The sequence below is a fragment of the Xenorhabdus bovienii SS-2004 genome (genome assembly GCF_000027225.1).
GTDB classification, from domain to species: Bacteria; Pseudomonadota; Gammaproteobacteria; order Enterobacterales; family Enterobacteriaceae; genus Xenorhabdus; species Xenorhabdus bovienii_C.
In genome coordinates, this window is the sequence record NC_013892.1 from 2,356,235 (window position 1) to 2,380,466 (window position 24,232).

At 41.5% G+C, this 24,232-nt stretch carries 28 protein-coding genes and 2 pseudogenes; 15 read left to right on the plus strand and 15 right to left on the minus strand.

All coding sequences use genetic code 11. The features are described 5' to 3' along the window. Positions 1–48 precede the first annotated feature (48 nt). Positions 49–1,044 carry a 2-hydroxyacid dehydrogenase gene (locus tag XBJ1_RS10045; RefSeq protein WP_012988812.1) on the plus strand — a complete coding sequence of 332 codons (996 nt, stop codon included), beginning with the start codon at positions 49–51 and terminating at the stop codon, positions 1,042–1,044. A gap of 24 nt (positions 1,045–1,068) precedes the next feature. After that, entirely contained in the window at positions 1,069–1,503 is a 435-nt protein-coding gene (locus XBJ1_RS10050) for an META domain-containing protein (RefSeq protein WP_012988813.1), read from the plus strand. A gap of 505 nt (positions 1,504–2,008) precedes the next feature. On the opposite strand, the gene XBJ1_RS10055 is transcribed toward XBJ1_RS10050, so the two are convergent. The 6 genes from XBJ1_RS10055 to XBJ1_RS10080 form a co-directional block, all read right to left on the minus strand. Further along, entirely contained in the window at positions 2,009–2,302 is a 294-nt protein-coding gene (locus XBJ1_RS10055) for a type V toxin-antitoxin system endoribonuclease antitoxin GhoS (RefSeq protein ID WP_012988815.1), read from the minus strand. A gap of 360 nt (positions 2,303–2,662) precedes the next feature. After that, positions 2,663–3,301: a hypothetical protein gene (locus tag XBJ1_RS10060; RefSeq protein WP_012988816.1), complete on the minus strand. Its 639-nt coding sequence runs from the start codon at positions 3,299–3,301 to the stop codon at positions 2,663–2,665. A gap of 444 nt (positions 3,302–3,745) precedes the next feature. Continuing rightward, complete coding sequence (locus XBJ1_RS10065) at positions 3,746–4,180, minus strand: YcgN family cysteine cluster protein (protein ID WP_012988817.1); 435 nt, start codon at positions 4,178–4,180, stop codon at positions 3,746–3,748. A gap of 21 nt (positions 4,181–4,201) precedes the next feature. Continuing rightward, on the minus strand, positions 4,202–4,858 hold the full coding sequence (locus tag XBJ1_RS10070) for a fumarylacetoacetate hydrolase family protein (protein WP_012988818.1): 657 nt from the start codon (positions 4,856–4,858) through the stop codon (positions 4,202–4,204). 35 nt (positions 4,859–4,893) lie between these two features. After that, positions 4,894–5,979 (minus strand): lytic murein transglycosylase, encoded by a 1,086-nt coding sequence (locus XBJ1_RS10075; protein ID WP_012988819.1) that lies wholly within the window; start codon positions 5,977–5,979, stop codon positions 4,894–4,896. A gap of 50 nt (positions 5,980–6,029) precedes the next feature. Next, entirely contained in the window at positions 6,030–6,299 is a 270-nt protein-coding gene (locus tag XBJ1_RS10080; RefSeq protein ID WP_012988821.1) for a YcgL domain-containing protein, read from the minus strand. Between the two features lie 129 nt (positions 6,300–6,428). Between XBJ1_RS10080 and minC the strand changes: the two genes are divergently transcribed. The 3 genes from minC to minE are packed head-to-tail and all read left to right on the plus strand — an operon-like array spanning position 6,429 to position 8,221. After that, a complete protein-coding gene (gene minC / locus XBJ1_RS10085; RefSeq protein ID WP_012988822.1) occupies positions 6,429–7,112 on the plus strand; it encodes a septum site-determining protein MinC in 684 nt (227 codons plus the stop codon). A gap of 23 nt (positions 7,113–7,135) precedes the next feature. Further along, positions 7,136–7,948, plus strand: coding sequence for a septum site-determining protein MinD (minD, locus tag XBJ1_RS10090; protein ID WP_012988823.1), 813 nt, complete (start codon positions 7,136–7,138; stop codon positions 7,946–7,948). A gap of 3 nt (positions 7,949–7,951) precedes the next feature. Then, positions 7,952–8,221, plus strand: a complete 270-nt coding sequence (minE, locus tag XBJ1_RS10095; protein ID WP_012988824.1) for a cell division topological specificity factor MinE — start codon at positions 7,952–7,954, stop codon at positions 8,219–8,221. Positions 8,222–8,472: 251 nt separating this feature from the next. On the opposite strand, the gene XBJ1_RS10100 is transcribed toward minE, so the two are convergent. The 3 genes from XBJ1_RS10100 to XBJ1_RS10110 all read right to left on the minus strand — a co-directional run bounded on the left by XBJ1_RS10100 (position 8,473) and on the right by XBJ1_RS10110 (position 10,985). Continuing rightward, positions 8,473–9,510 carry an IS630 family transposase gene (locus XBJ1_RS10100; protein ID WP_041573280.1) on the minus strand — a complete coding sequence of 346 codons (1,038 nt, stop codon included), beginning with the start codon at positions 9,508–9,510 and terminating at the stop codon, positions 8,473–8,475. A gap of 126 nt (positions 9,511–9,636) precedes the next feature. Further along, entirely contained in the window at positions 9,637–10,347 is a 711-nt protein-coding gene (locus tag XBJ1_RS10105) for an IS6 family transposase (protein ID WP_041573272.1), read from the minus strand. A 320-nt stretch (positions 10,348–10,667) separates the two neighbouring features. Further along, positions 10,668–10,985: an MFS transporter gene (locus XBJ1_RS10110; protein ID WP_012988827.1), complete on the minus strand. Its 318-nt coding sequence runs from the start codon at positions 10,983–10,985 to the stop codon at positions 10,668–10,670. Between the two features lie 52 nt (positions 10,986–11,037). On the opposite strand from XBJ1_RS10110, the gene XBJ1_RS20800 reads away from it, so the two are divergent. After that, positions 11,038–11,732 (plus strand): IS1 family transposase gene (locus tag XBJ1_RS20800; RefSeq protein ID WP_143827612.1). Its coding sequence is split into 2 segments (ribosomal slippage): positions 11,038–11,293 and positions 11,293–11,732, totalling 696 coding nucleotides; the frame shifts between segments, so codons are not numbered across the junction. Between the two features lie 16 nt (positions 11,733–11,748). On the opposite strand, the gene XBJ1_RS10120 is transcribed toward XBJ1_RS20800, so the two are convergent. The 4 genes and pseudogenes from XBJ1_RS10120 to XBJ1_RS10135 all read right to left on the minus strand — a co-directional run bounded on the left by XBJ1_RS10120 (position 11,749) and on the right by XBJ1_RS10135 (position 15,066). Continuing rightward, positions 11,749–12,666: an MFS transporter gene (locus tag XBJ1_RS10120; protein WP_012988828.1), complete on the minus strand. Its 918-nt coding sequence runs from the start codon at positions 12,664–12,666 to the stop codon at positions 11,749–11,751. Positions 12,667–12,686: 20 nt separating this feature from the next. Then, on the minus strand, positions 12,687–13,550 hold the full coding sequence (locus XBJ1_RS10125; RefSeq protein WP_012988829.1) for an NAD(P)-dependent oxidoreductase: 864 nt from the start codon (positions 13,548–13,550) through the stop codon (positions 12,687–12,689). Between the two features lie 86 nt (positions 13,551–13,636). After that, on the minus strand, positions 13,637–14,218 hold the full coding sequence (locus XBJ1_RS10130) for a TetR/AcrR family transcriptional regulator (RefSeq protein ID WP_012988830.1): 582 nt from the start codon (positions 14,216–14,218) through the stop codon (positions 13,637–13,639). A gap of 160 nt (positions 14,219–14,378) precedes the next feature. After that, positions 14,379–15,066: pseudogene (locus XBJ1_RS10135) on the minus strand (IS6 family transposase). 136 nt (positions 15,067–15,202) lie between these two features. Here XBJ1_RS10135 and XBJ1_RS21800 point away from each other — a divergent pair. Next, entirely contained in the window at positions 15,203–15,355 is a 153-nt protein-coding gene (locus XBJ1_RS21800) for a hypothetical protein (protein WP_155270690.1), read from the plus strand. A 60-nt stretch (positions 15,356–15,415) separates the two neighbouring features. Here XBJ1_RS21800 and rnd read toward each other — a convergent pair whose 3' ends face one another. Then, complete coding sequence (rnd, locus tag XBJ1_RS10140; RefSeq protein ID WP_012988831.1) at positions 15,416–16,573, minus strand: ribonuclease D; 1,158 nt, start codon at positions 16,571–16,573, stop codon at positions 15,416–15,418. 112 nt (positions 16,574–16,685) lie between these two features. Here rnd and XBJ1_RS21435 point away from each other — a divergent pair, with 112 nt between their 5' ends. Beyond that, positions 16,686–16,970, plus strand: a complete 285-nt coding sequence (locus tag XBJ1_RS21435) for a hypothetical protein (protein ID WP_012988832.1) — start codon at positions 16,686–16,688, stop codon at positions 16,968–16,970. A gap of 228 nt (positions 16,971–17,198) precedes the next feature. On the opposite strand, the gene XBJ1_RS10145 is transcribed toward XBJ1_RS21435, so the two are convergent. Then, positions 17,199–17,882, minus strand: coding sequence for a transglycosylase SLT domain-containing protein (locus tag XBJ1_RS10145; RefSeq protein ID WP_012988833.1), 684 nt, complete (start codon positions 17,880–17,882; stop codon positions 17,199–17,201). Positions 17,883–18,177: 295 nt separating this feature from the next. On the opposite strand from XBJ1_RS10145, the gene XBJ1_RS10150 reads away from it, so the two are divergent. The 7 genes and pseudogenes from XBJ1_RS10150 (at position 18,178) to XBJ1_RS10175 (ending at position 24,103) form a co-directional block, all read left to right on the plus strand. Then, positions 18,178–19,092, plus strand: coding sequence for a metal ABC transporter substrate-binding protein (locus tag XBJ1_RS10150; RefSeq protein ID WP_012988835.1), 915 nt, complete (start codon positions 18,178–18,180; stop codon positions 19,090–19,092). Then, entirely contained in the window at positions 19,089–20,000 is a 912-nt protein-coding gene (locus XBJ1_RS10155) for a manganese/iron ABC transporter ATP-binding protein (RefSeq protein ID WP_012988836.1), read from the plus strand. Before XBJ1_RS10150 ends, XBJ1_RS10155 begins: the two co-directional genes overlap by 4 nt. After that, a complete protein-coding gene (locus XBJ1_RS10160) occupies positions 19,997–20,872 on the plus strand; it encodes a metal ABC transporter permease (RefSeq protein ID WP_012988837.1) in 876 nt (291 codons plus the stop codon). Before XBJ1_RS10155 ends, XBJ1_RS10160 begins: the two co-directional genes overlap by 4 nt. Then, positions 20,869–21,744 (plus strand): metal ABC transporter permease, encoded by an 876-nt coding sequence (locus XBJ1_RS10165; RefSeq protein ID WP_012988838.1) that lies wholly within the window; start codon positions 20,869–20,871, stop codon positions 21,742–21,744. The genes XBJ1_RS10160 and XBJ1_RS10165 overlap by 4 nt, the downstream gene beginning before the upstream one ends. A 154-nt stretch (positions 21,745–21,898) precedes the next feature. After that, a complete protein-coding gene (locus XBJ1_RS10170; protein WP_012988839.1) occupies positions 21,899–22,762 on the plus strand; it encodes a fructosamine kinase family protein in 864 nt (287 codons plus the stop codon). 19 nt (positions 22,763–22,781) lie between these two features. Further along, positions 22,782–23,166, plus strand: a pseudogene (locus XBJ1_RS22095) (transposase); the annotation flags it as partial. Positions 23,167–23,344: 178 nt separating this feature from the next. After that, the gene (locus tag XBJ1_RS10175; protein ID WP_012988841.1) at positions 23,345–24,103 is read left to right on the plus strand and encodes a YciC family protein; all 759 of its coding nucleotides are present in this window, start codon (positions 23,345–23,347) and stop codon (positions 24,101–24,103) included. Positions 24,104–24,232: the final 129 nt, after the last annotated feature.

Below are 24,232 nucleotides of genomic sequence, written 5' to 3' on the forward strand. Positions count from 1 at the left end.
ACGATGAAATTAAAAATTCCACAGTCAATATATAACGGAGACGAGACGATGAAATTGGTTGTTTATAGTAAAAAACAATATGACCGTAAACATTTCGAAATGCTCAACCAAAGACTTGGGCTTGATTACCATATCGAATTCTTTGATTTTTCCTTAAGCCCACAAACGGCCAAAAATGCCATTGGTGCAGATGCTATCTGTATTTTCGTCAATGATGACGCTGGGCGTGAAGTGCTGGAAGAATTGGCAGCAATGAATATCAAAATTTTGGCGTTACGTTGTGCGGGATTCAATAATGTCGATCTGGATGCGGCCAAAGAGCTAGGCATTCAAGTCGTCCGCGTCCCGGCTTATTCACCTGAGTCTGTTGCTGAACACGCGGTTGGATTAATGCTGTGTTTGAATCGGCGTATTCACCGAGCCTACCAGCGTACCCGCGATGCCAATTTCTCTCTGGAAGGACTGACTGGCTTCAACATGTATAAACGCACAGCCGGTATTATCGGTACGGGGAAAATCGGCCTGGCTACACTGCGAATTTTGAAAGGTTTTGGTATGCGTTTGCTGGCACATGATCCCTACCCAAATAAGGAAGTGTTAGAACTTGGCGTGAAATATGTAGATTTAGATACCTTGTACGCCGAATCTGACGTGATTTCTCTTCACTGTCCTATGACGCCAGAAAACCATCACTTACTGGATGAAACAGCATTTAATAAGATGAAAGATGGCGTGATGATCATCAATACCAGCCGAGGGGCACTAATCGATTCAATTGCTGCTATTAACGCGTTGAAACAGCAGAAAATTGGTGCATTGGGTATGGATGTATATGAAAACGAGCGTGACTTGTTTTTTGAAGATAAATCGAATGATGTCATCCAAGATGATATTTTTCGCCGCTTGTCTTCCTGCCATAATGTGTTATTCACAGGCCATCAGGCATTTTTGACAGAAGAAGCATTAACCAGTATCAGTGAAACGACTTTACAAAATATCCAGCAATTAACCTCCGGCAAGTCTTGCCCGAATCTTGTTGGGTAATTTTTACGCACATCAGGAGATAAAATGAAGAAAGCGATTTCGTTTGCGATCGCGACCCTGCTACTCACAGCATGTCAGTCTTCGGGGGTTAGCGCCACGGGGAATGTTACGGTCAGGGATCTACAACATCGTAATTTTGCTTTAATCAGTGTCAATGGTGCAACTGTTTCGAATAAAGAAGACAGTAAACTTTCTATTGCATTTAGTGAAAAAATGTTTGTTTCAGCAACTATGTGCAATCATTTTATGGGAATAGGTAAATTAAAGAAGCGTGTTCTGACTGTCAGTATTTTAGAAAAATCCCAGATGTTTTGTGTCAATGAACAGCTTCATCAATGGGATCAAGTGATTTATGATGTACTGACTGAGGGAGCTACGGTCAGATTAAAGAGAAAACAGCTTACATTAACTAATGACAAAAACACGCTGGTTTATGTTTTGAGGGATATTACCCAATAATTTAATCACATAACGTTATTTTTTCTCATTCTGAGCATACTTTCACCAAAACGATTTTTGATTACCCAGTATCATACTGGGTAATCAGCTCAACCCGCATTTTCAGCTGGTTATCCATTTGATAGCCATTTTCCTCAAATCAATCTCCTGAAATAGAAACGAGGTCACACATTCATGTTATTTTTATCTTTTATGACAACATCACACCAATCATCAGCATTAAAGCAATCCATAATCCTACAAATTTTATATAAACCAGCCATTCACTGTTCATTTTTTCACCTCTCATTATCAAACAGACTTGCATAGCTGCATGAGATAATCTCTGATGGTCTGACTTCAAATCCTCACCAACAGTACTCCATATATATTTGGTAAGTCATATGAATGCCATTCTATTATTTATTACAATTGATACGATCTTGGCTGGATTGTGGCAGAAATAGAACAATATTCATTTGAACATCTGGGGTTAATTATTAAACAGTAAAACACTTAATTTGATTCAGCCGGTTCCTTTATCGGGATACAATGCTGCACTCCAATTGCTGTAAATACAGACAAATATCGACGGTTCTTTGCTTGAGAAAGGGGTCGCGATTGATTTGATTTTTTCCGCTAATTGAAGGGATTCCAGCGATGAGTTACCAATATAAGTTCCACTGGGAAGACGATGCCATTTTCCATTAGGAAATTGTATCGATTTATTGAACTTATTTGCTGTCATTCTGTTATGCAACTTCTCATAGCCATCAGAACCCGTGCCATAAAGTTCTACACGAACCAAATAACTTGCCATTTATCATTCCTTGTATTGACTGTGGAGCAGACAAGTTATCAGTTTTTCTTGGCTGATAAAAGCAAGAAATATGAGAGGAAAATCCGGTATTCATGGCAATCCGATGTGTGGTGATGTCCGGTATGCGCACACATAATTGGTCCCAAACAATAATTTGAGACCAAATTTTTATGTCTGACCTACCTCGTAAATTACAAATCATTACAAAGTTTAACCACCCTGAATCCATAGATACCTTTCGTAAAAATATCCCTATCGAATGGATAACCATTTTGAAAAAATAGCGAATTATCATCACGCAATGTTTATTACGGATATAGTACCAATGACCAAAAAATATAAAATAAAAATCATTTTATATTAATAATTTAATGCATCAAAGAGCCGTTGCTTCAATAATTCAATATCATCTGCATTATTCTTATTTAATAGAGTGAGATTGGCTATATTACTCTCAAGAGTTTCGATTCTATTTTCCAATTGCTTATTTTTTTCATCCAGTAATACATTAATTTTCGCGGTTTCAGAATATAATTGCTGACCATTAACCGCATCAGTACTATGATTTGAAATATCACCGACGGCAACATGCACGATTTTACGTTCATGACCAGATTTTCCTACAGAAACAACATTCGGTTTGTTCGCAATAGAATCTGCCCCCAATGCAACGCTTCCTTTTTCTGTTGCAGAGGAATGTTGGCCAATCGCTACGGCCTGAGATGCACTGGCAGTTACCTTTTGCCCCAAAGCGATGGAAGCCAGGCCACTGGATACAGAATCAGCACCAATTGCAATTGGCCAAACAACGGTCGCATCTCCCTGTTTACCGGCAAGTTGATTTTGCCCAATAGCAATAGCCGCTTCACTGATGGCTTTAGAATTTCGTGGTGAAGCACCAATGGCGACAGCATGTATTGCCAATGCTTCCGCATGCCCAAGTACAACTGAATCTTTACCAATTTTTTGCTCATTGATATTTATATTTTCAATAGACATATTATACCCCTTAATTTATAAGTTAAGTAATTACTTTTTATTACAACGTCAATAAAATATTAAAATAGACTGACATTAAATATCATTAATTAATACCGAAATTCACAATAAAAAATGAAATATATTTACCTATAATATTATATAAAAATTAAATATTGTAAATAATTAAAATAATTAAAATAATTAAAATAATTAAAATAATTAAAATAATTGGGTATATATAATATATTTTACGAGGTTTATTTAATGTGTTATTAATCTTTATGAAATATATATCTTATAATCATTATCTTAATTTGTTAACTATACCAATGAATTTCGATTTGCAGTACGACGGCAAGAAAACGAACCCCGGGAGTATAAGGATTTATTTCTCATGCCCCACCGATACCCAAAATACAGCCATATGATATAAAGTCCCTTTTATATCAATAAGTAATATAACTACTCTGGTTTGTTCATAATATGATCTTCCCAGTCCACCACATCAGCCTCACGCACAGCAATGTGTCTGACAGAAATACGCTCTGCATGCATGGCTGATTTTGAACCACTGACTAATGGGTGCCAAGGAAGGAGTTTTTTTCCTTCACCAATCAAACGATAAGCACAAGTCATCGGTAGCCATTCAAACGTGACCATATTCTCACGCGTCAATTTGATGCAATCAGGCTCATATCTAAAACGATCTGCATAATTCTTGCACTGGCAGGTTTTGATATTCAATTGATTACAGGCAACATTAGTGAAATAGATTGCATCAGTATCTTCATCCATTAGCTTATGCAGACAGCACTGACCACAGCCATCACATAATGCTTCCCACTCTCGGTCTGTCATCTGTTCCAGAGTTTTCGCCTGCCAGAAAGGTTGAGACATAAGTTCAGTCATTCCTCATTGTTAAATCACTCTGGTTGTTAAAACGTGCTCATTAAGAGAGACGTCCAGTACATCACCAGATTGTAGTGGCCCTACACCTTCAGGCGTTCCCGTTAAGATAATATCGCCGGGGCGCAGGGTAAAAAAACGCGACATATAGCTGATCAATGGGATGATGGGCATTCGCATGTCACTCGTATTACCGTTTTGGCGTGATTCGCCATTCACTGTCAGGGAAAGCTGGGCATTTTGTGGTTCACTAAAGACTTTGACAGGAATAAACCCCGATATGGGGCATGAACCGTCAAACGCCTTACTCTTTTCCCACGGTTGCCCAGATTGTTTGAATTTATGCTGCAAATCACGCAATGTCAGATCCAGTGCTACCGCAAAACCTGCAATCGCCTTGCCGACCCGTTCCTCATTGGCATTCTTGAGTGTCGTACCAATCAAGACTGCTAATTCAATTTCATGGTGCACAGCTCCCAATCCCTGCGGGATGGAAACCGGCTGACAGAGATCACAAAGAGCCGTTTCAGGCTTGAGAAATAAAACCGGCTCTTCGGTCACTTTAGAGCCCATCTCTTTCATATGCCTCTCGTAATTACTGCCGACACAAACCACTTTATTGGCAGGAAAATCCAGCAGTACACCCTGCCAGTCTCGATGCTGGTACATAGCATTCTTCCTTATCTGTCTTCAACAGCAGATTCTCAGTGAGTGAGAAAATGGGTTTTCTGGCCAATATGATCTGCCATCATACCAACACTAAGGGCAAAATTGTAAGAACGGTTCCAGTGCATGATGGTACGGAAATTCTGCGTTACCCAGAATGCCCGCTGTTCAGTATCATTTGGTATCACAATCCAACCCTTGGTATTTACCGGCAGACTGGCAAAATTGGGGGATGAAACACCCAATGTCTGCCATTGGATAATCGTTTTTCCCTGCTCTAACTTAACGCCTTCCAAGTTTTGATCGAAACCAGCAGGCAGTGAAACCCCATAACCCCACGGTAATCCTTGTTGCCAACCTTCCTTCGCCAGATAATTGGCAATTGAGGCAAATACATCTTCCTTACTGTTCCAGATATCGATTTTGCCATCGCCATTACCGTCAGCAGCATAATTCAAGTACGAGGTCGGCATAAACTGGCTTTGCCCCATCGCTCCCGCCCAAGACCCTTTCAAAGTTTGATGTTCATCAATATATTTCTTTTCTATGATTTCAAGTGCTGCCATTAATTGTTTTATAAAAAGATCTTCCCGACGACCTTCAAAGGCAAGCGTAGATAATGCCGATATGACATCTTCCTTTCCCTGAATTTTGCCAAAACCACTTTCCAACCCCCATAAAGCAACAATATAGTCTTTCGGTACACCGTATTTGCGGCTGATTATCTCTAACTGGGGCAGGTTATTCTGATACTGGATGACGCCCTGTTCAATCTTCCGGGCTGACAAGACGCGGTTAAGGTAATCAGCCAACGTAATTTTTTTTTCCGGCTGATTACGATCAGATTGAATAACCCGCGAGATAAAATGAATATCAGCAAATGCACGATCCAATGTTTTTTCACTGAAACCCTGCTCTTTAGCTTGTTGTTTCAGTAAAGCCACATAGGTAGGAAATTGTGATGGTTCACGAGAAGCAATGGGAAATTGTCCATCCAATACCCTGATTTCTTTCTGTATCACAACCGCCTGTCTGGATTGATCCTGCAACACTTTTCCATTCGATGAAGTACACCCTACCAACAGTGTTACTGTCATTAAGGCCACACCAGATATTAATTTCATGAATCAATTCCTCACCTTCAGGATCAAATATTTACCGGCTATTTTTGCCATCACTTATTTACAGCCAGATGTTCACTCATCAAACTTTCTACTGGTGGGGGGACTTGCAGGTAAAAACCCTGCTCGCTCAGCATAATTTTTACTTTTTCAATATCTGCATTAGCGAGTTTTTTTCTTCCTGATAACGAAATCATCATGGAGTATTGAGGTTCACCGAATGTTTTCAGCAACGCTTCAGGAACGCGTGAAAAATCACCTTTTTTTTCGACATAGAGAAATGTCTGGTCACGTTTTGGGCTTCTGTAGATTACACAAATCATTGTCATAAACTCTTTTAAATTAACACTGCGACTTGCTTGAATAATTCAGTAACTATAACATGCTTATTATATTTAAGAATAACGCATCCCAGATTCTGGGGAACTTAACCTTGCTGAGTCAAAATATCGATGTCACAGTCGCCAATTGAGCTAAAAGGCAGTAATTTTACGCTTTCGGTCGTTCATTTGCATGATGACCAGCCGGAAGTCATTCAAAGGGCAATGCAGGAAAAAATGGAGCAAGCACCAGAATTCCTCAAAAATGCCCCGGTCGTAATCAATATATCTGATCTTCCAGCCGGTGCCGATCTCCTCGCACTCTATCGTGCTGTTGAATCTGTCGGGTTGCGCATTGTTGGCATCAGCGGCTGTCAGGATGAAGATCAACGAAAAATTGTTCTAAAATCTGGGCTACCTTTACTGAAAGAAGGTAAAAGTCAGAAAATTCCTACTCAAGAAAATAAACCGACTGAACCTATTTTCAAAAAAACTCGTATAATTAATACGCCGGTTCGATCAGGACAAAGAATTTATGCGCCAAATAGCGATCTTATTGTCACCAGTAATGTCAGCGCTGGCGCAGAATTAATCGCTGATGGAAATATTCTTATATATGGTGTGCTACGTGGACGAGTATTGGCAGGCGCATCTGGTGATAAAGAAAGCCAGATTTTCTGCACCCATTTAAACGCTGAACTCTGCTCTATTGCAGGTCAATATTGGCTCAGCGAAAATATTCCAGAAAATTTTGTTGGCAAGGCTGCAAAATTACGTTTGGTAATTAATGAATTAACTATTGAAACCTTAGTCTAGCCCTTATAACAAGGAATCGCTTCATGGCACGCATTATTGTTGTTACATCTGGTAAAGGTGGCGTTGGCAAAACCACTTCAAGCGCGGCCATTGCTACCGGTCTCGCCCAAAGTGGGAAAAAAACCGTAGTTATCGATTTTGATATCGGTCTACGAAATCTCGATCTGATCATGGGCTGTGAACGCCGCGTGGTTTTTGACTTCGTGAATGTTATTCAAGGTGATGCCGCATTAAATCAAGCGCTTATTAAAGATAAACGTACCGAGAATCTGTATATTCTGCCCGCGTCTCAAACCCGTGACAAAGAAGCCCTCACCCGTGAAGGCGTCGAAAAAATTCTGAATGAATTGGATCAACAAGGGTTCGAGTTTATTATCTGTGATTCACCAGCAGGTATTGAAAGCGGAGCATTAATGGCGCTCTATTTTGCCGATGAAGCAATTATCACGACAAACCCGGAAGTTTCATCTGTTCGTGATTCTGATCGTATCTTAGGTATTCTGGCCTCCAAATCACGCCGCGCAGAAAAATCTAATGAACCGATTAAAGAGCATCTCCTACTGACTCGTTATAATCCGGGGCGTGTGAACCGGGGCGATATGCTCAGTATGGAAGACGTGCTGGAAATTCTGTGTATCCCTTTGCTTGGTGTTATCCCGGAAGATCAATCTGTTCTGCGTTCATCGAACCAAGGGGAACCGGTCATTCTGGATAAAGAATCTGATGCGGGTAAGGCATACGAAGATACCGTTTTACGTCTACTCGGTGAAGAACGGCCTTTCCGTTTTATCGAAGAAGAAAAAAAGGGCTTTTTAAAACGCTTGTTTGGGGGATAACGCATGGCTTTGCTAGATTTCTTCCTGTCGAGAAAAAAACCGACAGCCAATATTGCCAAGGAGCGGCTGCAAATCATCGTGGCAGAACGTCGGCGCGGTGATTCCGAGCCTGCTTATTTGCCCGAAATGAAACGGGATATTCTGGCCGTTATATGTAAATATGTACAAATCGACCCAGAAATGCTCTCTGTGCAGTTTGAGCAAAAAGATGATGACATATCCGTACTGGAACTTAATGTAACATTACCGGAGACTGAAGAATCGCCAAAATAACACTATCAAATGGCGTTATTTAATTTAAACAGGTGATTTCTCAATAATGAATCGGGATGTACTGACATCCCGATTTCAAATATTCAACAAATCTATCAATACCTTTTTCTCATTTTTTCCCAATTCCCATCATCCCACGACTTTAGCAATCACCCTCTCCATAATTATTATATGATTAACGAATAATAGGCACTTATCCTATTAATATCAGTTAATTATTAATATATTCAACCTGTATTGTATATACGCAATTAACTTGAAGATGCGGGTTTTAAAATCTGGAAGTTATCAGTCAACCGAGTGGTGAGTTCTTTCGCTTTTTCTGGCAATGTGACATGAAAAAAGTGGCGCAGCGTTTCACGGAATGTTTTGGTATCCGGAAAATAGACATTGTTTCGTACCTGCTCATTCACATACTTCCATAATCGCTCAATCGGGTTGAGATTAGGGCTGTAAGGCGGCAGGTAGTGCAACTCAATATTCAAAACCTCGGCAAAAAATTGGACGACTCCGGAACGGTGATAACCCGCACCATCCAGAATAATGTGGATTTTTTGCGAAAGTGGATAGGTTTCCCGGATTGAGCCGAAAAAAAGGACGACATTTTTCGCGTTAATCGTCGGATATTCACGAACAATAGTCTCTTCAATCCGTTGTAAATTAAGGGCACCCATGATGTTGAGTCGAGTACGACTGCCTGTGGTTTCAACCACTTTGACGTGCTTCCGCCCGCTCTTCATCCAGCCATAACTTAATTTTGTGGACAGGGTCGGGTGAACCGCATCAATAAATAAAATAGGCGCATTCTGGCCACATTCTTCTTTCAGCGCGTTGTAGGTTTCAATAAACTGTTGCTGTTTATCCGCATCAAATTTATGCGGAGCACCCATTGGCTTCTTGTAGCTGAAACCTTGACGGTGAAGCCATTTCGTCATTCCTGCGACAGTGAAAGTCACCTGCCATCGTGCCCGAACATAGGCCACAATTTGTGCGGTAGTGTGCATCAAATTTGCCATCAGATACTCAACTAATTCTGTTGTTTGTTCGGCAGACAAACGGCTTTCAGAGCCCCCATTTTCAGGGGCGAGTTTTTCCTCAGAGAAGTAATCTTTCAGATGGCGGCTCACCGTACTTTCATGGATCCGCAAAGCCTGAGCAATCATCTGGGCAGTCCAGCCTTCTGAGGCCAAAAGCACGGCCTTGATGCGGTCACGTACTCGTCCATCGCGAGTCGTATCATGCATCAATTCGAGGGCGTCTTTTTGGGCATCTGTTAGATTAATTTTCATGGGCGCAATCATGATCTGATACAAATGAAAAATCAAGCATCTTCAATGACGACGGGTATATAGCACACTGGAAGGTTCTGTCGAATTAACAGCGAAAGTTTGAATGAAAGTGGGATTGGTTATTATTTAGGCAATCAAACGGTAAAACATCTCTGTGGGAGATAATGTATTATCTTTGGGTTGTATATATTGACCTTTACGCAACATCGAAACGACTTCGATCCCCGCTAACAGGGTTTGGGCTCGACGAAACGAGTTAAATCCGAGCATAGAGCCTGTCCGACGTTTGATATTGCGGTGGTCTTGTTCAACAAGGTTGTTCAGGTATTTGTTTTGTCTGATGGTTATCATTTCTTCTTCCGGCTTATCGGCGTTGAGCTTGTCTAGCGCCGCGGTGTTGGCACCGCTTTTATCAATGGTCACCACCTCAGGCTCACCGTGGTGGCGTATCGCTTTGTGAAAGAAGCGCAATGATGCAGGCGCATCCCGTTTTGCCGTCAGTAGAACATCGATAGTCTGTCCGGTCGTATCGACGGCTCGATACAGATATTTCCACTGGCCTTTCACTTTGATATACGTCTCATCCATTCGCCATCGACGTCCGACAGGCCGCTTGTACCGGCGAAAGGCTTTATCCAATAACGGCACCAAACGAGTTACCCAGCGGTGCCGTGTCGAGTGGTCAACCTCAATGCCACGCTCGGCCATCATCTCCTCTAAATTACGCAGGCTCAGGGCATAGGCCAGGTACCAACTGACACATTGAGCGATAATATCGACAGGATAGTGTAGCCGTTTGAAGGCTTTCGAATTAAAGACATGGGCAACTGACTCGATAAAAGTACGTAGGTTACCCGATATCGGTTTTTAATGCGACAGAGCTGAAAGTCCTAACGGTGGGGTTTACGTCAGTATCATTTAGACCCGTTTGCCCTGTCGACGCAGCAGTAAAATTCTTCTAAATTAACCATGCCTGAGGATCTCCACAATTTTATTTTCTTTAGCAAAAACTTTGATCGTGCCTCAGGCACTTTAGTTCCCTTCTTAAGCAAATCTCAGGTTAGTCAAGTTTCTGTTTCTCAGCCATCTATGTTTAGGGGGTCTGACGCTCAGTGGAACGAAAACTCACGTTAAGTAATTTCTGATATAACAGATTTCTATCTTCTTTGGCCGGGTCTGAAACCATTTTTCTTGGCTCGCCAGACTAAACTTAATGCAAATAATGAAAGAGCAATCATGGTAATCGGAAAAGAAGTCATACCATAATTATTGAGTAAACCTCCCCCGATAATACCTCCCCCTGCGACTGCTAGATTAAAAATAGTAACCAGCATAGATTGGGCGACATCTGCATTTTCTTCCGCCACGTCAGCAAGTGCTGTTTGCAATAATGTCGGCGCACCACCAAAAGACATTCCCCAGACAATTAATCCGAACCACACAAAAAGGCTATTATAACTCGATAAAATGGTCATGTATTAAATGGTTAGTTGCTGTGATATGCTTCCGGCTTTTTAAGGATGAAGTATGGCCAAAGTTGATGTCTATTGCCGTTATTGCCACAAATCAGAACAGGTCAAAGGACATGGGAAAGGAAATGGCGGACATCCTCGTTATCGCTGTTATAGCTGCTGTAAGGTCTTTCAGTTGGCGTATACCTATCAGGCCTGCAAACCCGGCGTTAAAGAACAGATTGTCGATATCGCGATGAATAACGGGGGAATTCGTGACACCGCTCGGATCCTGAAAGTCGCCACCGCCACCGTCATGAAAACATTAAAAACCTCAGACCCCGAAACGTAACGACACTTCCCCTTGCGGAATGTGGCATCCAGATTGTCTGTGAAATCGACGAGCAATGGTCGTTTGTCGGCAATAAGAAAAACCAACGCTGGCTTTGGTATGCTTGGGAACCCCGCCTGAAGCGAATAGTGGCTCATGTTTTTGGCGATCGCAGTCGAAAAACGTTAGACAAGCTGCTTACCCTCTTATCTTCCTTTACTATTCGGTTTTACTGCACGGATGACTATGTTGTTTACGACCCACTTCCCGAGGAAGAGCACTTGACTGGAAAGGCGTTTACTCAGCGTATAGAGAGAACGAATTTAACGCATCGTACCCGAATCAAAAGGCTGAATAGAAAAACCATTGGGTATTCAAAATCGGAAGAAATGCACGATAAAGTGATAGGAACCTTTATTGAACGTGAACATTATTTTTAATACCTAATCTAATCATTTAATACATGACCGATAAAATAAGTAACAGCGATGCTATAACAGACAAGATAAGACTCAGTAAAGTCAATATCCTCACGCCACTGTCAACAAATAATCCCGTTAACCAAATTCCTATAATGCAGGCGATCCCAAACACGAGTAACACAACATCAATGCTAGAACTCAATCCAAATGCGGTTAAATAAGGAGCAATATAGGTGTACAAAATATTATGCGCTAAAATCCATGCGAAAAGTATGACTAATACTGAACGAACACCCGGCAAAAGAATAACTCGACGAATGGATAATCTTTGCTGACTTGATTGTCCTGCAAAATCAGGTATTGCGAGTCGGATCCAAATCAATAATAGCAAAGCGATTACTGACATAATCCAGAAGACTCCGCGCCAATCGAATAGAGTACCTAACATTGTTCCCAGCGGTACGCCAATACATAGCGCAATAGGCTGACCAACACCTGCAATTGCCAGCGCACGCCCTTGTAAGCGATGAGGAACTAAACGACGAGCGTAACCTGCAAATAATCCCCATATAACGCCCGCCGCCATACCCGCGATAAAACGAGCCACCAAGGTAAGAACGTAATCTGTAGATATTGCAGTAATTGAATTGAATACTAATAATCCACTAATCGCAAATAAAAACAAAAACCTACGATTTAAATTACGCGTTACAGCAACAACAGGTATTGCCGCTAAGACCGAACCAAGTGCATAAAAAGTGACAAGCTGACCAGCCTGAATTTCGGATACATTTAACCCTTCACTAATCTGCGGTAATAATCCAGCAGGTATAGTCTCCGTTAAAATGGTTAAAAATCCAGCCATTGTAAAAGCCAATAATTTCCAAATAGGCAGCCTATTCGGGTTTACATCATATTCAAATGCTGTATTTACTTGATTTAGATTACTCATGCATTAACGCTCTCAAACAATTAAATTATATAGGTTGCGGCCATATCTTTGTCGCCATGACCCGTTTTAAGAGCATGTTCAAATCGGGTAAGACTGACATTTGCACCGTCAATTTGTAGATTAAATTGTTTAGCCGCATCAACGACTAATTGAGCATCTTTTACTGCGTTTTCAATGCTAAAGCTTACGGTGTAATCATCTGATAACATGGCAGCAGCCTTGCTTTGGAAAAATACGCTATCCATTGGGCCGCCTTTAATTACATCTACGACTAACTGTGGGTCGATCCCTAAACCTTTGGCTAATGTCAGACTTTCAGCAATCCCATGTGTCAATGAAAATACCCAGCTATTTAAGGCAAGTTTGAGGCAACTGCTTGATCCCTTTTGCTCTGATACCCAGATAGTCTTTTTACCAATAGCATCAAAAACAGGCTGAACTTCAGTACGTTTATCCATCGGGCCAGAGGCAAGAATGACCAATTGAGCTAATTCAGCGGGTTGTTTAGTGCCCTGAACAGGTGCATCGTAGTAAATCAAACCTATTTTTTCAGCTAAAGCGTCTAAAGAAATTGCCGCTTCGACTCCGATAGTGCTTAGCTGTAGCAAAATAGCGCCTTTACGAATAGCCGATACAGCCTCTTCTAACACCTGTTGTACGTTCATTCCTTCTTTGAGAACGGTGATGATTATGTCTGCGTCACGAACAGCATCCGCAGGCGTATTAAAAATCTGAATTCCTTCTGCTTGAAGCGGTAGTGCTTTTGTTATCGTCCGATTCCATGCATGAACTAAAAATCCTTTTTTCTGTAGATTTCTGGCTATTGGCGCTCCCATTAAGCCAGTTCCTAGCACTGCAATTTTGAGCTGTTTTTGGGTAGTCATAAAAATTTCCTTTAAATATTAATTTGGAATGATCGTTCCAAAATGGAGTAAATAAAAACCGGAGCCTACATACTACGGTAGGCTAATTACAATGTTTCCAATGCAATGTTAATTACATCATGTAAACAGCGTTGACGCTCTTGAACAGGGCAACCTTTGCCCATTATTCTTATGCCCTGTATTGTGTTTACAAAAAAATATGCTAAAGCAGAAGCATTCTTTTCTTTTGAAATCTCCCCTGCAAGTTGTCCTGCCTGAATGCGCTTTTCAAGTGCCTTCTGTAGCCGTTTCAAGTTGTATAGAACCAATTCCGCGATAGTTGTATCATGTCCGGCCAATTCTAATGATGCATTTGCAACCATGCAGCCTCGCATTAGAGAGTCAGATAACTCATCCTCCGCAATACTTGAAAGTAGTTTGCGAATTAATTCCTTAGCGGTTCCTTCTCCCGCAATAAGTTCTACGTTAGCTGATGTGATTGTAGAATAATGTTCCAGTGCTTTCTGATAAAGCCCATACTTATTTTCGAAAGTGTTGTATAGACTACTTCTCGATAAGCCAGTCCCTTCAACTAAATCCTGTATAGATGTTCCTGCATAACCCCGTAGCCAAAAAACCTGCATCGCAGCATCTACAATTTTATCGGTGTCAAATTCCTTTATTCGCATATTTTATATACCTTTTGGAATGATCGTTCCAAGTAAACTAATTCAAAGTTAAAAAAATATCAACATTTATGTTACACACTTAAAAATAGGGCACTGTTGCAAATAAGGATTCTGTCGAATTAACAGCGAAAGTTTGAATGAAAGTGGGATTGGTTATTATTTAGGCAACCAAACGGTAAAACATCTCTGTGGGAGATAATGTATTATCTTTGGGTTGTATATATTGACCTTTACGCAACATCGAAACGACTTCGATCCCCGCTAACAGGGTTTGGGCTCGACGAAACGAGTTAAATCCGAGCATAGAGCCTGTCCGACGTTTGATATTGCGGTGGTCTTGTTCAACAAGGTTGTTCAGGTATTTGTTTTGTCTGATGGTTATCATTTCTTCTTCCGGCTTATCGGCGTTGAGCTTGTCTAGCGCCGCGGTGTTGGCACCGCTTTTATCAATGGTCACCACCTCAGGCTCACCGTGGTGGCGTATCGCTTTGTGAAAGAAGCGCAATGCTGCAGGCGCATCCCGTTTTGCCGTCAGTAGAAAATCGATGGTCTGTCCGGTCGTATCGACGGCTCGATACAGATATTTCCACTGGCCTTTCACGTCTCATCCATTCGCCATCGACGTCCGACAGGCCGCTTGTACCGGCGAAAGGCTTTATCCAATAACGGCACCAAACGAGTTACCCAGCGGTGCAGTGTCGAGTGGTCAACCTCAATGCCACGCTCGGAGCCATCATCTCCTCTAAATTACGCAGGCTCAGGGCATAGGCCAGGTACCAACGGACACATTGAGCGATAATATCGACAGGATAGTGTAGCCGTTTGAAGGCTTTTCGAATTAAAGACATGGGCAACTGACTCGATAAAAGTACGTAGGTTACCCGATATCGGTTTTTAATGCGACAGAGCCTTATGGTGTGGGTGCATTGAATGCGGGACGCCGGATGTTAATGCCAGCTTGATTGTCATAGTATTCGCAATCATATGTATACCAATACTCACTATTACGATCCGATTGGTCGAGAAATATTGGTGATAAATGCCAAGGGATGGCTGAGTCGGGTGCAGTATTATCCATGGTTCAGTATCAGTGAGGATAAAAATGATACCGCTGCTGAAGTGATGACACAAAGTTAACTTCAATCTTCCCTGCCCATCGTACGGTGCAGGGAATAAACATCACAGCAATAATCGTTATTAAGCCGGATAGTTTGCTAATATTTCAGCAACAGGCTCAGCCAGCAACTCTCCTCGCCACCCACGGAGTAATTCAGGCTGATAATCGGGTGACTTCAGTTTCCAATGAGAACTGAGCAATTGATTGATCTGCCGGCGGGAAGCCAATAATTCCACACTAAACTGATGGGACTCACTTATTTGAGTAACCAGCGATTTAATTTCCTTGAAGGCCGTACGATAGCCCGGATAATCAATCAGGTTTGTAATGAGAGCCGGACAGGCTTCATCTGGAATATCTCTGCTCTCTGCAACCATTGCCAGCAAACGACGCCCATGACAACGGATTTCCTGCCCACTTAATCCTAAGGCATCCAGCTCCCCCAAAGAAGTCGGCATATAACGGGCTACCTGCCATAGGTTTTCTTCGCGAATAACAAAATTGATTGCCAAATCCCGCTCACGCGCCTGATTTAACCGCCATCCCGCCAGTTTTTTCAAACAGGCCAGCTGCTTTGGACGTAATTGCCACGCGTTACCTATATCTTTGTAAGCACATTCTGGCATTAAGATTTCTTTGCGGCGTTGGGCAATCAGATAACTTTCATCTTGTGCCGCACCCATGTATCCCGCCTGCTCCGTTGCCGCCATCAGAATATCGGCCAAAGGCAATAAATAATAAACATCCGCCGCGGCGTATTCACACTGCTTTTCACTCAATGGACGAGCCAACCAATCAGTGCGGGACTCACTTTTGTCCAATTCTACGTGCAGATATTGAGCAACCAGTGTTGCAAAACCACATGACATAGGGTGACCAATAAACGCAGCCAGTACCTGAGTATCAATCATCGGCGTTGGCAAACATTGAAAGCTATTCCAAAAAACCTCTAAATCTTCACTACCAGCATGGATGAATTTTAATACATCTCGATCAGTCAACAACTCCCGAAAGGGTTGCCATTCTGAAATATCGAGAGGATCAATCAGAGAAAGTTGTTCTCCATCAAACAGTTGTATCAAACCTAATTGAGGATAATACGTCCGTGTGCGTACAAATTCTGTATCTAATGCAATTGTTGCGTGTTTTTTTGCCCGCTCACAGATTGACTGCAATTGAGCATCGGAAGTAATCAACTGATAATTATAACCAGAAGACAAAATATTATTTAAATACATTACGTTACGCAGCCATTAAAGCTAGAAAATATAATAATGTACACAATTATGTACAAACAATAAAAATCTCTAAACATCCTTTACTCGGATAGTTGTTTCTATAGTATTAGACATGCTTTCCACTTACTACAACTTTGATAAATTTCCAGCAGACAACTACCTGAAAGAGAAGCAGGAGATTGTGGAATGGTGGGAAAGGAAGCTACTGTCGCTACAGGGCAGAAACCTGCCCTTGAGATGGGATATCACACCTTGCGGCAACCGTGGTGATTTCCTCTATATCCGAGGGAAATATTTTACGTTTTTTGATGGCATTCATCATATAAATCACTTTCCGGACTTCAGTTGGATAGGCCAAAGAGCGTGGACAGATTGCCACCGTTTTCTTGCCAGCTAGGAGTTGCTGTTTAATTTTCCTATACGAATGCAATAAGAAAAAACTTGCCTCATTCGAGACAACATCATTGTGGCTGATGATTTTTTAAACTTTTCTTACCATACATTCCACGTTCTATATCGCGCCGTGCTCTTTTTCATTAACCAAATCTTGGGAATTTCCCTGCGCAAATGATTGAGTGAAAACATACAATAAAAAGTTACCGTGTAATCTATTGATTAATAGATATCAATTATTAATGATATCCAAATCGCGGTAGGCCTTTTTTACTTTCCATAAATAACGAGGAGCCTGTGGTGCGGGATGATTATTCTGAACATATTGATAAAACTCATTTGGTGTCATTCGATTAATTTTATTGATTGCCAAAGTTCTGTTTGAATCAAATGTACGCAATAATGCTCCTGCACCATTAACATAAGCGACTATCATCGCATAGTACATCGTTTCAGGATTAGTGATACCTTCCAGATGCTGCTTTTTCAGGATGCTAATGTAGGCGGTTCCAAGATCAATGTTGGTTTCTGGATCTTTCAACTCACGCATAGTTGGCTGCCCCGATTTTCCTTTTATTCGATAAGCATCTCGCCCTGCTGTAGATGCCTTGATTTGCATTAGACCAACGGCATTGGATTTACTGACGATTTCTGGACGAAAACCAGATTCCACCCGAATAATCGCTTTAATAAGCGTTTCATCAACGCCATAACGTCTTGCAGCCTGCTCAATAAAACGATCAAATGGTGTTGATTCAGATCTAGCCATAAATTTACGGGAACTAGAAACAACGTTATTGTTACCGAGCAGGCGTTTTGCTGTTAGTTGCTTACCAACTCCTGACTGATGAATTTCTTGGTCTGCACATCCTGTCAATAGCATTGCCAGCACAATATAGCCGAGTCTTAATTTCACGCTGCCTTCCCCAAACCAAAATTAATTTTATAAATCATATATAACTTTACTAATAAGCCCAAAATACTTTTATACAACTTATCAAAATAAATTGAGCCATTTATATTACGTAAGTCTAGACAATAGGCTAATTTTTTGTTCACATCACCTTCTTTACCAATATCTCAGCAACAAGAAAGTTAAGGAATGTCTATCAAACTATCATTAATTTTGTGCAATATAGCCTTGACTTTGAATAAGTGATATTGATAATCATTATCAATAATTATATGTGTAACAAGTAAGGTTTGCCACAATGAACAAAAGACGTTCAATTTCTGCTTTCCCGATATTCAGTATGATTATCGCATTATTCACGCTCACCCTATTCAGCCAGCAAGCCTATGCAGATAAAAAATTCAGGGTTGTAACTACCTTTACCATTATTCAGGATATGGCTCAAAATATCGCAGGTGATACAGCCATCGTTGAATCCATCACAAAACCAGGCGCAGAGATCCACGATTACCAGCCTACGCCAAAAGACATCATTAAAGCACAGCGTGCAGATCTTATCCTCTGGAATGGCTTGAATCTTGAACGCTGGTTTGAACGTTTTTTTGAAAACATGAAAGACATCCCTACGGCCGTCATTACTGAGGGTATAACCCCGCTGCCGATTCGTGAGGGACCTTACAATAAAAATCCTAATCCCCATGCTTGGATGTCTCCCAAAAACGCCCTGATTTATATTGAAAATATCCGTAAGTCTTTCGTTAAATATGATCCTGCGAATGCAGAGGTTTATAATCGCAATGCAAAAATTTACGCAGAAAAAATGGTCAAACTAGATGCACCACTCAGGGAACGCCTGTCCCGTATTCCAGAAAATCAACGCTGGCTGGTAACCAGTGAAGGGGCTTTCAGCTATCTCACACAAGATTATGGTTTCAAGGAAGTGTATTTATGGCCAATCAATGCTGAAGAACAAGGTTCTCCGCAACAGGTTCGCCGTGTTATTGATACCATAAGGACACAGAAAATCCCTGTCGTCTTCAGTGAAAGTACCGTTTCAGATAAACCAGCAAAACAAGTCAGCAAAGAAACCGGGGCTCACTACGGTGGAATACTCTATGTCGATTCTCTTTCTACCCCAAAAGGTCCAGTGCCTACTTATATTGACCTGCTGAACACCACTGTGGACACCATCGCGAAAGGATTTAATCAATGAGTCATTCATCGTTAAACCATCAATCACTATTTGAGCATCCTCATTTAATTGTTGATGATGCTACCGTCACTTACAACAATGGGCACACCGCCATATATGACGCCAGTTTCGATATTACCGGCGGCACAATTTGTGCGCTGGTAGGTATGAATGGCAGCGGAAAATCCACATTATTCAAAACAATCATGGGATTAGTTACTCCCTCCCACGGAAAAGTCACCCTCAATGCACAAACCATCAAGACTGCCTTAAAACAAAATATCATTGCATATGTTCCACAGACTGAGGATGTAGACTGGAATTTTCCAGTTTTAGTTTCCGATGTTGTGATGATGGGCCGCTATGGAAAAATGGGATTTTTGCGCAGACCCAGTAAACGTGACCATCAAATCGTGGATAAAGCGCTTGAACGCGTCGGGCTGAATGAACTACGAAATCGACAAATCGGTGAGCTTTCTGGTGGGCAGAAAAAACGGACATTTTTAGCACGAGCACTAGCACAGGAAGGGAAAGTGCTACTGTTAGATGAGCCTTTTACTGGTGTCGACGTTAAGACAGAAAATGCCATTGTCGATTTACTCCGTGACTTACGTGATGAAGGGCATCTAGTTTTGGTATCAACGCATAACCTCGGCAGTGTGCCTGAATTTTGTGACCATGTTATCTTGATCAATCGCACTGTTTTGGCTAGTGGCCCAACTGAAACCACTTTCACCCAAAAAAATCTGGAGACAACATTCGGGGGTGTTTTACGCCATATCAACCTTTCTGGCTCAGAGCTTCATGATGATGATGATCTGCGCTCACTGACTGTCATTACCGATGATGAACGGGCTGCTGTCTTCTATGGCTATGACCGTCATGTCCCACCACGTCAAAGCCAAAAGCAGAAGGAAAATCAGCCATGATGGAGTTGCTGCTACAACCATTCAATTACAACTATATGGTGAAAGCCATGTGGGTAAGTGCCATCGTAGGTGCAGTCTGTGCTTTTTTATCTGCCTATCTGATGCTGAAAGGTTGGTCGCTGATGGGAGACGCCCTTTCCCATTCTGTTGTACCGGGCGTAGCAGGCGCATATGCTCTCGGTTTGCCTTATGCGGGTGGAGCCTTTTTTACTGGTATGCTCGCGGCATTATCAATGACTCTGGTTCGTCATATCACGCGGTTACGTGAAGATGCGGTGATCGGTTTTATATTCTCCACTTTTTTCGCTGTCGGGTTATTAATCGTTTCCTTAAACCCCACTTCCGTTAATGTACAAACCATTATTCTCGGCAATATTTTAGGCATTTCTGATGAAGATGTTTTGCAAGTCGAAATCATTATTGCTGTCTCCTTTATTATCTTGATGCTGCTCTGGAAAGATCTTTTAGTTGTTTTCTTCGATGAAACCCATGCACGTTCTATCGGTTTATCACCTCTACGGTTAAAAATCATTTTCTTCACCTTACTTAGTGCCTGTACTGTTGCCGCATTGCAAACAGTCGGCGCCATTCTGGTCATCGCAATGGTAGTTACTCCTGGTGCCACAGCCTATTTATTGACAGATCGGTTTAAGCACCTGCTTATCATTGCTGTCACCATCGGATCATTAACGAGTGCTATCGGTGCTTACTTGAGTTACTTCCTCAATGGTGCAACAGGGGGAGTGATTGTCACGCTACAAACTGTGATTTTCCTACTGGCTTTCTTCTTTGCCCCCAAACATGGCATGTTAGCGTCCCGCAGACGAGCGAAAAAAGAATCTTTAGAATTAACTCAAGGAGGACGCTCATGAGTACATTGATTGAATTCATTACTGAACCCTTCATGCATGATTTTATGCAGAGAGCTATTTTCGCTTCTGTCATTGTGGGGGCAGTCTGCGCGGTACTTTCCTGCTATTTAGTATTAAAGGGCTGGTCACTGATGGGAGATGCCATTTCCCATGCGGTCTTACCTGGTATCGTATTAGCATTTGTCGCTGGAATACCACTCGCAATAGGTGCTTTTCTTTCAGGGATATTTTGCGCATTCGCTACCGGATATCTGAAAGAACACAGTCGAATCAAAGAGGATACAGTCATGGGTATTGTATTCTCCGGCATGTTTGCACTGGGTTTAGTCCTGTTTACTCGCATAGATACCGATCAGCATCTGACGCATATTCTATTTGGTAGCATACTTGGCATTACCCAGCATGAATTGATTCAGACACTATGTATTGCTGGCGTAACACTGGCAATTGTGTTGCTGAAACGTAAAGATTTTATGCTCTACTGTTTCGATCCCAATCAGGCACGCGTTGTCGGTCTGCCCGTGAAACTTATCCATTATGGCTTATTGTCCCTGCTGGCCTTAACTATTGTCGCATCGCTGCAAGCCGTTGGCATTATTTTGGTTATTGCCATGCTGATATCTCCCGGTATTATTGCATTTATGCTCTGCCGGAGTTTTGATCGCATGCTTATTGTTGCAATGATTGCTTCTGTGTCATCCAGTGTGCTCGGTACAATAATCAGCTTTCACATTGATGGTGAAACAGGGCCTTGTATCGTCATTATTCAAGCTATCTTCTTCATAACAGCACTTATTTATGACCAAATAAAATTAGCTAGAAAGAAAATGAGCAAGAAGCGTACCAGAGATATCCCATCCCCATTATCATAAATTTCAGGTAAATCAAATTAATAAAGTAGAGAGCCATATCTAATTTTGGATATGGTTCTCTATTGAGTGCTATTTAAATCACTTTTTAACTTGTTCAATTGTTACATCTGTCTGTAATATGAGCATGGCAATTGTCAACTTAATGAGGTGAATCATGTGGCAAGCAGTGAACCGTCTATTAAGTGAGCATTTTGGTGACGCTGACATTCACAATAAAACAGAATTAGCGGGAGGGGATATTCACCGTTCTTGGTGCGTTGATTACGGCGAAGAACATATTTTTATAAAATCCAACTTGAAAGAAATGTTACCTGTTTTTAAAACAGAAGCAGAGCAACTGGAATTACTGGCCCGCAGCAAAACTATCCATGTCCCTCATGTTTACGGCGTTGGATACGATCGAGACCATAGTTTTCTTTTGCTGGAGTATTTACCTATAAAGCCATTTACTGCCTATAGTGCATACTACTTTGGTCAACAACTCGCGAAATTGCACCAATGGAGTGAGCAACCTAAATTTGGTTTTGATTTTGATAACATGCTCGCGACCACCATACAGCCTAATGGATGGCAAAAGCGCTGGAATCAATTTTACGCAGAAAAGCGGATTGGCTGGCAATTACAACTTGCAGCAGATAGGGGAATGGTGTTTGGCAACATCGAGCTTATTGTTCAAATAATCAGTGACAAGCTACAATCTCACCAACCTCAGCCTTCTCTCCTACACGGCGATTTATGGCCAACAAATTGTGCATCATTAAATAGCAATTCTGCCGTAGCATTTGATCCCGCCTGCTATTGGGGAGATCGTGAATGTGACCTTGCTATGCTGCCCCTTTATCCAGAACTACCCCTACAAATTTTTGATGGTTACCAAAGTATTTGGCCATTACCACAAGGTTTTATTGAGCGACAACCTCTTTATCAACTTTACTACTTACTGAATCGCTGTAACCTTTTTGGAGGGGAAAACTTCATCGTAGTACAAAATATGATTGATAATATATTATCTGAATAGCGATTACCGCTATCTACTTCATCGGCTCAACCGGGGCGGTGATCGTGCAGCGAACAGCGAACAGCGAACAGCGGGCTTCATATTATCGCCATTGGCCGGCTACGTACAGATGCTAAGACACAGGAACTGGAAACAGAAGGAATAACGTTAATCACTCATGTCCGGAATAACATGAAGGCAAAAGCGTTATCTCTCTGGAATAAACTGATGTTGAGAAAGCGATTTTTGATAGAAACGGCCGGGGATCAGCTCAAAAACATTTCTCAGATAGAACATTCAAACACCGTAGTCAGTTCGGTTTTTTATTGGAAATTGTCGCTGGCTTAATTGCTTATACATTCCAACCTAAAAAACCGAGCTTGAATTTACGGGATTGTGATATCGCTATTTTTAAACGAAGCTGAAGTTAACACAGAATTAATAGAACCATCATTTGGTTAAAAATAATCCATTAGCCCCTGATTTCTTCTATCTGTTAATGCTCCTCAACCATTACCTGCTTTATCTTTTAGGTATCCAATAATCCCCCGAACAAGGTACAATTGAGTATCATTGTTGTTTTATCTGATAGGAGCCACTTTCATGCCCATCACGGCAAATATCCTGTATCGTGACAGCTTCAATTTTTTTAAGAATCAGCTGTTGAATATTTTCATACTCTCTATCTTAGCCGCGTTGGTGGCAGTACTGCTTGAACATCTTCTGATGCCTGATGGTGAACAGCTCAAACTACTGGTTGAGATACAAAACGCCTTTAAAGAGTCAGGTAATACAGGAGTTAAAAATTTTGTGGCGCAATTAACGCCAGAAGAACAATTCATGTTCTTACGCACAGCATTCGGTATTCTATTTTCCAACATATTCGGCAGTACATTGCTGACCGCCAATGTGTTGTTACTTATTAATGCCATTTCTAACGGACACCAAACCAATGCGCTCCACGCCAGCAAATCATCAATAGGCTCGCTGCCTAAAATGTTTTTGCTGATGTTTATCTGTACCTTATTGATTCAATTAGGTTACGCGTTGATGTTCATACCCGGCATACTGCTCTCTATTGCATTTGCATTTGCCCCTGTTTTTCTGCTTGAAAAAGGAAAAGGTGTTTTCTCATCCATGCAGGAAAGCTGGAAATTAGCGTTTGCCAATCTGCGCCTGTTAGCCCCGGCCATACTGCTATGGTTTGCAATAAAGCTAATTATCGCTCTTGGTTTCGCTAGAATGCCCGATATCGTACTATCAATACTAAATAACCTACTATCTTCCATACTACTGATTTACCTATTCCGCTTATATATGCTGACTAAATCGCAAAATAAATCTGCAAATGGCATGCAATAAAACAAATCACCTCGCACTATCGAGTCTGTCACAAAAGCTCAATGTTCCTTTCTGATGGGGGAAAGTAACCTCCCATCAGATTTTTTATTGCCTGTTATTTACACTAATAACAGGCAATAAATCACCCAT